Genomic DNA, 13,424 nt, shown 5'->3' with positions numbered 1-13,424 from the left:
GGGGCCGGCGCGCGCGGCGGCCCGGCCCCGCGCCCCGCAACTGGGGGGCTCAGCGACCCGAGCGGGCGGGGCGGACGGGGCGAACGCGGCGAGCGCGGCGAAGGCGTCGTGCGAAGATCAGGCCGACGCCGGCGAGCGCTGCGAGCATCGCGATCGCGAGTGGCACGGTCACCGAGGAGCCGGTGGCAGCGAGCGCCGCGGCGGAGCCGTTCGCGGAGCCGTTCGCGGAGCCGTTCGCGGAGCCGTTCGCGGACGAGCCGGCAGCCGGATCCACCACCGCCCCAGCCGCTGCCGTCACGGTCAACGCGGCCGATCCCGTGACACCGGATGCGACCCCGGTGACCACCAGCGTGTGCGCGCCTGCGGCCGTGGTCGCCGGAATCGTGACGGTCGTGTCGATCGAACCGGCGCCGGAGGCGGTGACGCCCGCCAGCTTCACCGGCGTGGAGTGCAGCCAGACCTCCACCGTCTCACCGGCCGTGAAACCGGTCGCGGCGAGGTGCAGTCGCGCCCCGGCAGCCACCGTGCCGGCGTCGATGGTCACCGTGGCCGCATCCGGCCCGCCGTCGCCGCCGCCCGGGTTCGTCGCCGCGGTGCAGTCGATGGTTCCCGACCGCAGCGCGTGTCCGTCGTCGTTGGTGTCGTCCGACCAGAACACCGGCTTGAGCCCGTTCACGCACTCGGCCTGGGGCGCGATCGCGAACCCTTCGTTGTTGATGTTCGGCATGCCGGCGGGGCGGCCGTACGCCTTGTCCACCACGAACTTTCCCGCATCCCCGCCCGAGCTCGCGATGCTCAGGGTCTCGACCTGACCGTTGCAAGTGTCGTCGCAGACGGCCCACAGCTTCTGGGTCTCCTGGTCGAACTGCAGGTCCATCACGCCGGTCATGCCGCTCACGATCGTGGCGACGCGGGTGTAGCCACCGGATGCGGTGAGTGCGTACGCGTAGATCGAACCGTTGGCCTCCAGTCCGGTGAAGAAGAGGCCGTCACCGTGACTCGCGTAGGTCGCCGGGTTGTACGCGGCGCCGGTCTTCCCATCCCTGAACCCGTTCTTCACGAGGTACGAGTCGGCGATCCAGGTCACGGCCTCGAGCCCGAGGTTCGGGCCGACGACCGGGAGGTCTGCGGTGAGGTTCCAGTCGGCGGTGGCGTTGAGCGACGTGCCGGCCTGTGTGGGATCGAACCGCAGAACGGCCGGGCGGCTCACGCCGTTGTTCGAGTTGTCACGTTCGGTGGAGACGTAGATTCCCGCATCCGGCCCGGCAGCCGTGTAGGTGACACCCTCGGAGTCGGGGTCGCCGGTGCCATTCGGGTAGTGCAGCGCCTTGCCGGCGGCCCAACCGTTCGCCGTGTCCGGTGTCCACTTCGCGCCGTTCCAGATCAGGCGGTACAGGGTGCTCGGCCCGTTCTTCACGGCCCACAGCACGCCCGGCGCGCTCGTTCCGGAGGGCTGGTACATCAGCCCGCTCATGTTGCCGCCGAGCACGTTCGCGTCGTCGGCGGTCGCGACGGCGGTTCCACCCGGCCACGGCGAGGTGGTGACGTCTCCGGCGCACACGTTCGGAGCGTTCTTGGTGGCAGCGGCCGTGGTGGCGAAATCGCCGGTGCCGTTCGGGCAGCGCCCGTACGTGGTCGCCGCGTGCGCCGTCCAGCTGTACGAGTCGATCAGAGTGGTGCCGTCGGGAGCGAACAGGCGTGCCGAGTCGGCGGCTCCGAGACCGAACCCGCCGGTCACATCCACATCTTCGGTCAGGTATCCGCCCGCGGCGATCGTGCTGCCGGCCGGGACGGTGAACGTGTGGCCGTCGTTGTCGTCCCGCAGGATGTAGCCCGACAGATCGACCGCCGAAGCGCCGTTGTTGATCAGCTCGATCCAGTCGACGGGGTCTCCCCCGCTCGACTCCACCTCGTTGATCTTCACCGGCACGCCGCAGTCGTTCGCGGCGCCCTTGGTCGACGAGGTGGTCAGGACGAACGCGCCGGTGCCGCTCGGGCAGCGCCCGTAGGTCGTCGCGGCGTGCTGCGTCCAGCTGTAGGAGTCGACGAGCGCGTGGCTCGCGTCGTACAGGCGAGCCGAGTCGGGCGCTCCGAGCCCGAAGCCCAGCGTGCTTTCGTCGACCACGAAGAAGCCGCCGGCCGCGATCGTCGAGCCCGCGGCGAAGGGCACCGCCGTGTGCGCGTCGTCGTTGTCGAGCACCGACCATCCGGTGAGGTCGACGGATGCGCTCCCCGTGTTGACGAGCTCGACCCAGTCCCCGGGCGTTCCGCCGCTCGACTCGACCTCGTTGATCACCACCGAAGGGATGGGGTCGGGTGCGGCGGTGGCGGGTGCGGCCACCGCGACGAGCGGGGCGGCGACGACGAGGCCGGAGATGACGGCGGCGGCGATGCCGCGCCACGAGGTGAGGCGCCGGTGGAGTGGCACGCGGGGGCTCCTTCTGGAGGTCGGGTGGGTGAGGCGCCGCACCCTTGCCCCGATTCGACGCGGTCGGGCGCTGCACCGCTGCCAGCTTCGAGGAGCCCGGCGAATCGCGGATGAACGCCCGACGAACGTCAGCTGAACCGGCCGCCCGCGAAGTCACCCGCGCGCGGACGCCTCCCCGAAGAAACCGTCGGGGTCCTCCTCGGTGGATGAGCCCCGCAGGGGACTAGTCTCAAATCACCGAGACCCGTGACGAAAGGGGATGCGATGACCAACAAGACGCCCAAAGAAGAGGCCATCCAGAAGGAGCAGGAGCGTCGCGACGAAGAGAAGGAGCGCGAGCAGGCCGCGGAGGACCGCCGCCTCGAGTAGCGACGGCCGGAGGCACAGCTGCGCTGCTCAGCGGCGCAGCACCGAGGGGCGCGGGAGGCCGAGCTCTTCGATGAGGTCGCCGAGCATCCGGTCGAGCTCGTAGCCGGTCTGCGTGATTTTGTTGTTCTGAAAGCTCACGAGCTGCGAGCTCGGCTGTTCGACGCTGAACACCGTTCGTCCGGAGCGGTTCACGTGCAGTTCCACCCTGAGGGGTACGTAGAGCATGACGCCGGGATCGTGCCGGAACATCCTCGCCGCGGTGGCGTAGTCGCCGATCAGGTAGACGGCGCTCGGAGCATCCGAGCCTCCGACGGTCATGACGGGCGTCGGAGAGTGGCGCCAGAACGTGACGAAACTGTGGATGCCGTTGCCGCCGGCCTCGAGCACGAAGCGTCGCCATTCCGCGCCGTCGTTCAGGAGCTTGTCGAACGCCGCCTCGTCGAGCGGAGGCACCTCCCGCTCGAACGCGCGGCGCAACGTCTCGAACGGGATCTCCGTCTCGAGCTCGATCCGCTTTCCCGCCACGGGAACGATCCGCTCACCGCTGTCGTCACTCACCCTCCCTTCCTATCACCCTCCGTCCGCCGCGGGTGGGGTAGAGGATGCGGGCGGACGAGGCGGCGCGGGTGGGGTGGGGGATGCAGGGCCCGGGTCAGGCCTCGCGGCGGGAGCGCCAGAGGAGCCAGATGAAGTAGGGGGCGCCGATGACCGCGGTGACCAGCCCGACGGGGATCTGTGCCGGAGCGATGAGGGTGCGGCCGACCGTGTCGGCGACGCACACCAGCAGGGCGCCGAGGATGGCCGCGACCGGGATCACCCGCGAGTGCCGCTGCCCGACGAGCGCTCTCGCAGCGTGCGGGGCGACCAGCCCGACGAACCCGATCACGCCGACGGCGGCGACCGCGGCAGCGGTCAGCACCACGGAGATGCTCAGCAGGCCGAGCCGGGTCGTGCCGAGCCGCATGCCGAGAAGCCTGGGTGTGTCCGCATCCAGGCCGATGAGGTCGAGCTGCCGGCTCATGGCAGCCACGATGGGCAGGGTGCAGACGAGCACGACCAGCACCGGAAGAACCTGCGGGAAGGTGCGTCCGTAGGTCGAGCCCGAGAGCCAGACCAGGGCTTTCGCCGCGTTGTACGGATCGGTCAGCACGATCAGCAGGCTGACGATCGACGTCGTTGCGGCCGAGACACCGATGCCGATGAGCACCAGCCGGTTCTGTTCGAGGCCCTGGCGCGCGGCGAGCCCGAAGACAAGCGCAGCGGCCGCGGCGGCGCCGACGAGCGAGGCTCCCCCGACCAGCCAGAAGCTCGCCAACGGCACCACGGTGATGATCGCGATCGCGCCGACCCCCGCACCGCCGACCACGCCGAGAATGCCCGGCTCCGCCAACGGGTTGCGCGACACCGCCTGCACGACGGCACCGGCGACCGCCAGCGCTGCGCCCGCCAGCAGGGCGGCGTCGACCCGCGGAACTCTGGTCTCCAGCACGAACGAGACGACGCGCCCGGCCTGCCCTGTCGCCCAGTTGGCGACGTCGCCGAGCAGCAGCCTCGCATCCCCCAGCAGCACGGCCGCGATCACGGCAGCGACGAGGGCGGCGGATGCGATGACGACGGTGAGCACGAAGGCGCGGCGGCTCCTCAATCGGGTGAAGGCCGTCGTCGCGGTGTTCGAGCTGGTGTCGCGCGACCGGTAGGCGAGCACGACGAGCACGACCGCGCCGAGGATTGTGGTGACGATTCCGGTCGGCACCGCGACCCCGGCCTGAGCGCCGAACACGGCGCGCAGCAGCACATCCGACCCGAGCACCACGAGCACACCGGCAACGGCGGAGGCGGGGATGAAGACCCGGTGCCGCAGGAGACCGGGCACCCGCGAGCCGATCAACCGAACGATCGCGGGGGCACAGAGCCCGACGAAGCCGATCGGCCCGGCGAGCGTGACGGCGACGGCTGCCAGCAGCACGGACAGCACGACCGCGACACTGCGCGTGAAGCGCGGATTCACGCCGACCACGGCCGCGCTGTCGTCGCCGAGGGACAGGATGTCCAGCCGACGGCCCAGAACGAGCAACCCGGCGAGCGCCACGATGGCGACGGGGGCGAGCTGTTCGACGCCCTGCATTCCGATCTGCGCGAGCGAGCCGTTCCCCCAGGCGAACAGACCGGTCGTCTGCTGCGCGTGCAGCAGGAGGAGCATCCCGCTCATCCCGCTGAAGGCGAGGGTGAGGGCAGACCCGGCGAGCACGAGCCGGATGGGGCCGGCGCCCGCACGGGAGAGCCCGAGCACGATGACCGCGGCGATCATGCCGCCGACGAAGGCCGCTCCGCCCGCGGGAAGGGCGGGCAGCGCGATGCCGAACGCGGCGACGGCGACCACCGCGAGGTACGCGCCGGCGTTGACCGCGAGCGTGTCGGGGGATGCGAGCACGTTGCGCGACACCGACTGCAGAGCGGCGCCCGAGGCGCCCAGCGTGCAGCCGACCACCAGGCCGACCACGAGGCGGGGCAGCCGGGAGGAGAGGAGCACGGCATCCGCCTGCGACGCCGCCATTCCGCTCCCCGCCCCGGTCAGCGCTCTCCAGAGGGCTGCCGGGTCGAGGGATGCGGTGCCCTGGCTGAGATGCACGACGGCGAGGATGCACACCGCAAGCAGCGAGACGGCTGCGAGGGCGAGAATCCTCCCGCCTCGATGCGAGCGGGCTTCCACGGTCAGTTCGTCAGAGACTTCACGATCGCGGCGATGTACTGCTCCATGGATGCGGTGCCCCCGAACATCCAGATGCCGTCGGGGAGGCGGTAGACCTCGCCCTTCTGCACGAACGGCAGCGACGTCCATACGGCGTTGTCTTTGAGTCCTTCGGCGAACGGGTCTCCGCCGTCGGACGAGTTGGCGATGTACGCGAAGTGCGCGTCGCCGATCTTGGTCAGCCCTTCCACATCGGTGGAGGCCAGGCCGTAAGCCTTGTCTCCTTCGAGATCCCACGGGTCCACGAGGCCCAGCTCGGTGTTGATGTCGGCGATCAGGGAGCCCTTCACGTAGGGCCGCACCGAGACCTGGTTGCCTTCCTGCCAGCCGTCGGCGAAGGCGAGTTTCGTGCCGGCGAGCCCGGCGTCGGCCAGCTTGGTCTTGGCCTCGCTGAGCGTCTTCTCGAATCCGGCGATCTCCGTCTTCGCTTTGGCTTCGGTTCCGGTCGCCTCGGCGATCAGGTTCACGTTGTCGACCATCTGGTCGATCTGCTTGCTCGCGTCTGCCGAACGCACGACGATGACGGGCGCGACCTTCTCGAGCTGCGCGATCGCCGAATCGGTCAGGTCGGTCGTCGCGACGATCAGGTCCGGCTTGAGCGCCGCCACGGTGTCGAGGCTCGGCTCGCCGCGCGTTCCGATGTCTTTCACGCCCTTCGGCAGCGGCGCGGCCGTGTCGTACGCGGTGTAGCCCTTCACATCCGCCACCCCGACAGGGTCGACGCCGAGCGTGATCATCGTCTCGACCACGCCCCACTCGGTGCCGATGACGCGCTTCGCCGGGCCGTCGAGCTTCACCTTCTCCCCACGGGAATCCGTGACGGTGAGGGCGCCGGAACTCGAGGAGCTGCCCGCAGACGCTTCGGTGGTGCCGCAGCCGGCGAGCGCGAGCACGGCGGCAACGGCGATCGCTGCGGGGATCAGGCGTGTGGTCATGAGGGGGTGGGGATCCTTTCGGTTCTGAGGTGATGGCTGCCCATCGGGTGCGTTCTGGGGAGCCCCGTCGCGGGGTTCGTGTCCACGTCGATGCGGATGCCGTACGTGTCGGTCAGCCGCTGCGGGTCGTAGACGTCGACCGCCGAACCCGCCGCGATCACCCGGCCGGCTGACAGCAGCACGACCTGGTCGGCGACGGCGGCCGCCTGATCGAGGTCGTGCAGCACGACGCCGATCGTGACGCCGTGGTGGTCGGCGAGGTCGCGGATGAGGTCGAGGATCTCCACCTGGTAGCGGAGATCGAGGTAGGTGGTCGGCTCGTCGAGCAGCAGGACATCCGTGTCCTGTGCGAGACAGCAGGCGAGCCAGACGCGCTGCAACTGCCCGCCCGAGAGGCTTTCGACACCCCGCTCGGCGAACTCGGAGACGCCGGTGAGAGACATGGCGCGCTCGACCGTGCTCGCGCCGTCAGGGTCGGTGCCGCGGAAACGCTGACGGTGGGGGTGGCGGCCGAAGCCCACCACATCCCTCACGCTGAGGCCCGCCGGCGTCGGGCGACTCTGGGCGAGCAGAGTGATGCGGCGGGCGAAGTCCATGCGGCTGAGGGTGAGCGCGTCGACCGGATCGACCTTCGCACCGTGCAGCGTCACCGTGCCGGTTCGCGCTTTGTGCAGGCGGGCGATGGCTCGCAGCAGCGTGGACTTGCCGCTGCCGTTGGGTCCGATCAGAGCCGTCACCTGCCCGGACGGGAGGAAGAGGTCGGCGTCGTGCACGACGTCGACCCCGTCGTAGGCGACGGTGATCGACGAAGCGTCCATGCCTGCGGCGTGATCGGTCTGCGTCGGAGTGCTGGAAGCCACGGGGCACAAGCTTAGGACAGCCTTACCTAAGTGGCAACTCCGGGATCAGAAGTCTTCGCGGCCCTCGGCCTCGATGACGATGATCGTCTCGTCGTCGCCCCACGCTTGGAGCACGAGCGCGAGCTGACGACGCAGCCAGTCTCGATCCGGTTCTCCCTGCGCCTCGATGACTTCGAGCTGTCGGGCCCGTTCTTCCGCTGATCCTGTGAGGTCGTCCATTTTGCGCTCCTATCCGACACCGAGTCTGCTCCCCCTGACACCCCCGCACAATAAGACCGCGAGGGGCGAGTTCTTGTGACCTGGGCTCAGTACCCGGTCGCAAGAACTCGCCCCTCGCGGCGTAGGGATGCGGGAAAGCGGAGGCGCGCTAGCGCTTCTTGGCGTTCGACACAGCGTCGGCGGAGTGACTCTGAGCGTCGCTCTTCGCCTTCTTGTCGGCCCGCTTCTCCTTGAGAGAGCGAGCGGCGGGTTTGGCGGTCGCTTTACGCGAAGACTTCTCGGCCATGGTGGTTCCTCCATCGGAGCCACGGTGGCTCGGTTAGTCGAAGGCTATCCCCCACGCGCCGGATCCGACGCACGATCCGCGTATTGGCAGGCAACCCTCAGTGCGATTGGGTGCCGCCGCTAGAGGTTGGTGCAGCGCACGAGGTCGGCGACGTTCGCCGTAAGCACCCCCGCACCTCCAACCAGGCTGACGGTCTTGACACCGAGGCGCACGAACTCCGACAGAATCGATTGCGGCATGCAGTTGCTTGAGACGAGGTACAGCGGGGATGACGTCATTCCCGCCCAACTGGTCGCGGACAACGCATCGGGGAAGTTCAGACCGTAGGCGATGATGGCCGAGGATGCGTGAGTGTACGTGTTCAGGTTCACCAACAGCGCTGTCGTGTAGCGATCTGCGCCGCCGTACCGCGCGACCGAGTACCCCGCGTCTTCCAGCGACGACTCGATGCCGCCCGACACGACCCGACCGACCAGCACGATGTTCTTGGCGCCCAGCGACGACAACAGCGCGGACGTCGCCGCGTCGACCGAGGTCGCGGAACCGTTCACAAGGAGCGTCGGTGCGCCCTTCGATCCCGCTGCTCCTCCACCGGACAGGGCGTCGGGGAAGTTCGTTCCAGACGCCAGGTAGACAGTGTCCGCCGTGGTGAACGCGTCGGACACGACCGCCCGCGACGTTGCGTACCGATCGATACCTGCCGCTCGGGTGAGCGTCGCCGACGGCGCAGCCTGATGCAGTTGCTTCAGAACCGCATCCGACACCGGCGCGGCGCCACCCGCGACGACGATTGTACCCGGGGCTAGCCGAGTGATCTCAGCCGCAACGATCGCCGGTAGTGCGCCGGGAGCTGTCAGCAAAAGCGGTCCACCGCGTTTCGCGGCGGCGGGCCCGGCGGCGAGCGCATCCGGGTAGTCGGCTCCTGACGCCACGTACACCACCGGTGCTGTACCCGGGAACTGGCGCTGCGACACAGACACCGACGTCGCGTAGCGGTCGGTGCCAGAAACCCTTTCGACGCCGAACTCCCGCACTGCCAAGACCGTCGGGTTGCCCGCACTCGCAATCGAAACGTAGGCGGTTCCTGTCGACGGGTCGACTGCGACGTCGGACGGGGTCGCGAGCGGCCTCGTCGTGAGGATGTTGTTCGTTGCCGTGCTGATGGTGATCAGCTCGTTCACGGTCCCGTTCTCGTAGGGCTGGGCGATGGCCGCGAAGAGTGTTCCAGAATTCGGATCGACGTCGAGGCCTCTGGCCCAGGCAGGCACCGCGATGGTCGCGCCGATGGCCGAGGCGCCTCGGGTCACCACAGCGATGCTCTTGCTTGCAGTCGATCCCTGTGCCACGTAGACCGTGCCGGTGGAGGGATCGACGGCGACGGTCTGCGGCTGCGCGGAGAGCGTGATCGTCTCGACGACGGCGTCCGTCGAAGCATTGACGGCGAACAGCGCCGACCCTGACAAGCTCGTTCCAGTCGCGTAGACGATCCCGCCGGACGAGTCGACCGCGACGGTGACCTGGTTGCCAAACGGCAGCTCTATCGACCCCGGTGTGACGTCCGCGCCGCCGATCGCCGCCGCGATCTGCGCTGCCGTGAGCACTTTGAGCTGAGCTGCCGCTTGGGCGTCCACGCCGGCCAGGTAGATCGATCCTGTGACGGTATCGACACCGATACCCGCGGTGCCGCCGCTGCTGGTTGGTGTGAAAGCGCCGAGCGAGACGGTCGCGACGACAGCCTTCGTCGACGTGCTGATCACCAACACGCTTCCGATGCCGGTCTGGAGGTCCTGGGAGGATACGTACGCGAGACCTCGGGTCGCGTCGACTGCCACATCCCCGACGACTCTCGGCAGCGGAATCATTGTCGGCTTCCCGGACAACGACGGGTCCACGACTGCCAGGTTGCTGTGCGGGCTGCCCGAAACGATGGCGTACAGTGCGTTCGTTCCCCCATCCATCGCGAGGTTCGGCAGTGAAGCGAAGGGGTCACCGGCGGGCGGCAGCGACGCCGCCGCGACTATTGCGGACTGCGGCGTCGACGTTGCGACGGCAGCGAGCTGCGATGTCGCCGCGGTCGCCGGCGCCGCCGCGACGGCTGCTCCCACGACCGTTGCCGCGACGGCTATTCCAGCGACGAGCCGTCTAACGGTCGGTCGTGTGTTCACTATGATTCCCCCACTATTCATTTGAGCCAATCGTGATTATTGCATCGATCCGGCCCGACTCCGGGCGCGCGGTATCCCCCCTTTCGCGGGGCCGCTCTGCACACATCGCGAGGATGCCGGCGCCGAGTGTTGCCCTCGCGCTCGACCGCGCCACCTCCGGTCGAGCGTGGCCGGTGCGCCGGGCACACTCGACCGCACCGGTCACAGTCGTTTGCGGCGGCCACACTCGATCGGCACTGGAGTTCTACCAGTCCGTGTTCGGCGGCCGGCTCACCATCGCGACGTATGCCGGCTTCGGCATGCCGGCAGACGCGCCGGGCGCTGACGGTATGGTCATCGCCTGCTCGTGAATCTCGGGCGCCAACCCGGGAGCGGCGAACGACGGCGACAGGACGGCGACGCGATCCCCCGCCCTCAGCTTGGGAATCGACACGAACTCGTGGCCTCCGGGCATCCTCACGGCCAAACGGGCCGCGCGTGCGTCGCCAACGCGAGCAGCGAAGCGCTGTCGATCACGACCCGCGACTCGGGCACGCCGAAGGCCGGCCATTGGGCCACCACCTCCAGCGGCCCTTCGGGCGGAAGGGGCCAGAGCCACATCCCGTCTTCGAACCGGTAGAAGTCTTCGGATCCTCCGCCCCCGCCGCCCGTCGGGGTGAGGCGATGGGTGTCGGACGCGTCACCGAACATGCCGGCTGACACATCCAGGATCAATCTCTCTCCGTCGCCGAGCACGACCCCGTAGCGCAACCGCTCTTCGTCGGACTCGGCGTAGTGACCGTGCATCTCGAACTGCATCTGCCGCCACTCCCTCACGCTCGAACCGCCGCGCCTGAGACGGCGGTCGATCACGAACTCGACGCCGTTGCTGAACACACGGGCGGCCGAGAGGATGAGCGCCACAGTGTCGTTCGAGGCGATCGTCTCGCCCACCGGGAGCACGGCCGGCAGTTCTTCATCCGACGGCTTCCACCACGGAGTCGGTGCTTGATCCGGCGTGTCCGTCCGATCGTCGGGAGGGTCTGGCGGAAAGAAGCTCATGGGACAAGACGACCACACGGCGCGAGTCGCCCGCAACAGCCATCCGCCGTTGAATGCCCCAACCGATAACCTGAGCGCATGCGGGGGCGAATCGGGTTGCGGGTGGTGCTTGGGGCTGCGGCGGTTCTGGTAGTGACCGGCGTAGCGGTGGTGTTGTTCGCGCCGTTCTCGACCGGATGGTTCTCCTACACCGCGGGCGGCGGCTCGGTATCGTTCGACTTCCATGGAATGTATCCGCTCACGCCAGAACGGGCAGTCGGCTTCGCCTGCGCGATCGCCGGACTTCTGCTGGTCGCCGGTGCGCTCGGCTGGGTGTTGGGACGCAGATCGGCGCCGACCGCGAGCCGCCAGCTCGGAAACGAGTGACCGTTGGGCCTCGAGTTCGAGCATCGGTCGTCTGACTCGCCGTTGATCGAGCGGGTCTGGCGCAGCCGAGGCGTCGACACGGCAACGATGACGTCGGTGTCCAGGCCGCACTGGGACTTCGTCTTCTGGCAGGGAGCGGACGGCATCCATGCCGGCGTTCAAGGGCCCGAGTCGCGCGCGTCGCAGGCGCCGGTACCCTCGAATTCCGAGTTTCTGGGGATTCGGCTGGCGCTCGGGGCGTTCGTGCCCGGCTTCTCCATGCCGCAGCTCGTCGACCGTTTCGTGGAGCTTCCTGTCGAGCGGGACTGGTTCACGCTCGCCGGTGACCGCATCCGAAAACCTCGTTTCACCGACGCGGAACAGTTCGTCGCCCTTCTCGTGCGCCGTGGCCTGCTCGACAGCGCCGACGTGCGGGACGCCGCGGCGACTGATCGGACGCGCCAGCGCCGCTACCTCGCTTCGGTCGGTCTGCCACAGCGCACCGTGCAGCAGATCGAGCGCGCGAACGACGCGGCGGTCCGGCTTCGGGAAGGTCAGGCGCCGGCCGCCGTCGCGCAAGACACCGGCTATTTCGACCAGCCGCACATGGCGCGCTCCCTGCGCCGGTTCATCGGCCCTTCAGCGACGGAACTCGCTGACGCCAACCACCCGGGGAGCCCGCTGTCGTTGCTGTACAAGACGGAGCCGGTGCGCGCGCAATAGTTTCGAGCAAAGCCCGTTCCGGGGCGCTGAGACAGGAGACCACTGTGGATGCCACGCAAGCCGAACCGACCTCCCGACGCGTCGTTCTCTACGAGCTGATGTCGCTCGACGGTTTCGCCGACGATCCCGGTGAGGGTGAGTGGCTGGCCGACACCGGCTCCAGGCTCGGAGACTTCCTCGCCGACACGATCGCGACGCAGGATGCGGTGCTCCTCGGCCGACGCACCTACGAGAAGTGGGCGCCATACTGGCCGAGCGCAGATGTTCAGCCTTTCGCCGATTTCATCAATGCGACACCGAAATACGTCTTCGCCTCCTCACCGCTGCAACTCGGCTGGGCGCAATCCAGCCAGGTGACCGAGCAGGCGGTGCCGTTCGTCGCCGAGCTGAAGCGGCAGCCCGGCGGCGACATCGGCGTCCACGGGAGCCTCACGCTTGCGCGCGCCCTGCTCGCTGCGCACCTGGTGGACGAGCTCCGCATCGTGCTGGCACCCAGCCTGGCCGGCCGCGGCAAGCGCTTGTTCGCCAGCGACGGGGACCTGCAGCGCTTCGAATTGGCCGACTCCGAGCGCTCGGGCGGATGCCTTCTGCTGACCTACCGTCGCCGTCAGTAGTCGATGCGCCCGAACCGGTTGTGGAACTCGCCCGTGGGCCCGTCGGGAGCGACGAGGGCGAGCCGCACTGTCGCATCCGTGCCCTCGGTCACAGTCTGGTGACCGCCGTGGTGGTTGAAGTCGGTCGCCGTGTAGCCGGGGTCGCTCACGTTGACCCGGAAGGCGGGCAGGTTCTTCGCGTACTGCACGGTCAGCGCGATCACAGCAGCCTTCGACGAGGCGTACGGGATGGCCTGAACCGGAAACTCGTCATGCCCTTCAGTGCTGAGGAAGCGCGGCCAGCCAACTCCAGATGCGACGTTCACGATCACCGGATGCGCCGAGCGGCCGAGCAGCGGCAGCGCGGCCTGGGTGACCCGCACGATGCCGAGCACGTTCGTATCGAGCACGCTCGCCATCGCCTCGGGGGTCAGGTCGGCGACCCCGAACGAGGTGCCGAGAATCCCTGCGTTGTTCACGAGCACGTCGAGCTCGGGCAGGGTGGCGAACGCCGCGTCGACGCTCGCCTGGTCGGTGACGTCGAGCTGCACGACCTCGGCGCCGAGAGCGCGAGCCTCGTCGCCTTTCGCCGGGTCACGCATCCCGGCGTACACGGTGTGGCCGGCCTCGAGCAGGCGGCGGGCGGTTTCGAGACCGAGGCTCTTGTTGGCCCCGGTGATGAGTGTGGTTGTCATGCCCCAAGACTGCGGG

The 13,424-nt window shown here is 68.9% G+C and carries 14 protein-coding genes and 1 pseudogene; 4 read left to right on the top strand and 11 right to left on the bottom strand.

The annotated features are described in order from the left end of the window. Window positions 1-49: 49 nt before the first annotated feature. The 8 genes from ACFVWR_RS07830 to ACFVWR_RS07795 all read right to left on the bottom strand — a co-directional run bounded on the left by ACFVWR_RS07830 (window position 50) and on the right by ACFVWR_RS07795 (window position 10,011). Window positions 50-2,428 (bottom strand): lamin tail domain-containing protein, encoded by a 2,379-nt coding sequence (locus tag ACFVWR_RS07830; protein ID WP_387209759.1) that lies wholly within the window; start codon window positions 2,426-2,428, stop codon window positions 50-52. 396 nt (window positions 2,429-2,824) lie between these two features. Beyond that, complete coding sequence (locus tag ACFVWR_RS07825) at window positions 2,825-3,355, bottom strand: hypothetical protein (RefSeq protein ID WP_387209757.1); 531 nt, start codon at window positions 3,353-3,355, stop codon at window positions 2,825-2,827. 94 nt (window positions 3,356-3,449) lie between these two features. After that, entirely contained in the window at window positions 3,450-5,507 is a 2,058-nt protein-coding gene (locus tag ACFVWR_RS07820; RefSeq protein ID WP_387209755.1) for an iron ABC transporter permease, read from the bottom strand. A 2-nt stretch (window positions 5,508-5,509) separates the two neighbouring features. Then, the gene (locus ACFVWR_RS07815) at window positions 5,510-6,481 is read right to left on the bottom strand and encodes an iron-siderophore ABC transporter substrate-binding protein (protein ID WP_387209753.1); all 972 of its coding nucleotides are present in this window, start codon (window positions 6,479-6,481) and stop codon (window positions 5,510-5,512) included. Continuing rightward, on the bottom strand, window positions 6,478-7,299 hold the full coding sequence (locus tag ACFVWR_RS07810) for an ABC transporter ATP-binding protein (RefSeq protein ID WP_387209767.1): 822 nt from the start codon (window positions 7,297-7,299) through the stop codon (window positions 6,478-6,480). The genes ACFVWR_RS07815 and ACFVWR_RS07810 overlap by 4 nt, the downstream gene beginning before the upstream one ends. A gap of 87 nt (window positions 7,300-7,386) precedes the next feature. Further along, window positions 7,387-7,560 carry a hypothetical protein gene (locus ACFVWR_RS07805; protein ID WP_387209751.1) on the bottom strand — a complete coding sequence of 58 codons (174 nt, stop codon included), beginning with the start codon at window positions 7,558-7,560 and terminating at the stop codon, window positions 7,387-7,389. Between the two features lie 148 nt (window positions 7,561-7,708). Beyond that, a complete protein-coding gene (locus ACFVWR_RS07800) occupies window positions 7,709-7,846 on the bottom strand; it encodes a hypothetical protein (protein ID WP_387209749.1) in 138 nt (45 codons plus the stop codon). A gap of 119 nt (window positions 7,847-7,965) precedes the next feature. Continuing rightward, entirely contained in the window at window positions 7,966-10,011 is a 2,046-nt protein-coding gene (locus ACFVWR_RS07795) for a cell wall-binding repeat-containing protein (protein ID WP_387209747.1), read from the bottom strand. A gap of 113 nt (window positions 10,012-10,124) precedes the next feature. Here ACFVWR_RS07795 and ACFVWR_RS07790 point away from each other — a divergent pair, with 113 nt between their 5' ends. Further along, complete coding sequence (locus tag ACFVWR_RS07790) at window positions 10,125-10,361, top strand: hypothetical protein (protein WP_387209769.1); 237 nt, start codon at window positions 10,125-10,127, stop codon at window positions 10,359-10,361. Here the strand turns inward: ACFVWR_RS07790 and ACFVWR_RS07785 are convergent. Together ACFVWR_RS07785 and ACFVWR_RS07780 are read right to left on the bottom strand one after the other, a co-directional pair. Then, window positions 10,346-10,465 (bottom strand): annotated as a pseudogene (locus ACFVWR_RS07785) (LD-carboxypeptidase); the annotation flags it as partial. The gene ACFVWR_RS07790 and the pseudogene ACFVWR_RS07785 sit on opposite strands and share 16 nt — an antisense overlap. Window positions 10,466-10,467: 2 nt before the next feature. Beyond that, window positions 10,468-11,052 carry a hypothetical protein gene (locus tag ACFVWR_RS07780; RefSeq protein WP_387209745.1) on the bottom strand — a complete coding sequence of 195 codons (585 nt, stop codon included), beginning with the start codon at window positions 11,050-11,052 and terminating at the stop codon, window positions 10,468-10,470. Window positions 11,053-11,130: 78 nt separating this feature from the next. On the opposite strand from ACFVWR_RS07780, the gene ACFVWR_RS07775 reads away from it, so the two are divergent. From ACFVWR_RS07775 to ACFVWR_RS07765, 3 genes are read left to right on the top strand one after another with little or no spacing between them, the layout of a single operon-like run. Next, window positions 11,131-11,418 (top strand): hypothetical protein, encoded by a 288-nt coding sequence (locus tag ACFVWR_RS07775; RefSeq protein ID WP_387209743.1) that lies wholly within the window; start codon window positions 11,131-11,133, stop codon window positions 11,416-11,418. A gap of 42 nt (window positions 11,419-11,460) precedes the next feature. Continuing rightward, on the top strand, window positions 11,461-12,120 hold the full coding sequence (locus tag ACFVWR_RS07770; RefSeq protein ID WP_387209741.1) for an AraC family transcriptional regulator: 660 nt from the start codon (window positions 11,461-11,463) through the stop codon (window positions 12,118-12,120). Between the two features lie 44 nt (window positions 12,121-12,164). After that, window positions 12,165-12,734, top strand: a complete 570-nt coding sequence (locus ACFVWR_RS07765; protein ID WP_387209739.1) for a dihydrofolate reductase family protein — start codon at window positions 12,165-12,167, stop codon at window positions 12,732-12,734. On the opposite strand, the gene ACFVWR_RS07760 is transcribed toward ACFVWR_RS07765, so the two are convergent. Next, complete coding sequence (locus ACFVWR_RS07760) at window positions 12,728-13,408, bottom strand: SDR family NAD(P)-dependent oxidoreductase (RefSeq protein ID WP_387209737.1); 681 nt, start codon at window positions 13,406-13,408, stop codon at window positions 12,728-12,730. The two genes, ACFVWR_RS07765 and ACFVWR_RS07760, sit on opposite strands and share 7 nt — an antisense overlap. Between the last annotated feature and the right edge of the window lie 16 nt (window positions 13,409-13,424).

It is taken from the genome of Leifsonia sp. NPDC058292 (assembly GCF_042880955.1).
Taxonomy (GTDB): Bacteria; Actinomycetota; Actinomycetes; order Actinomycetales; family Microbacteriaceae; genus Leifsonia.
Note: the sequence above shows the minus strand (reverse complement) of the source record. Positions and strands in the feature narration are given on the sequence as shown.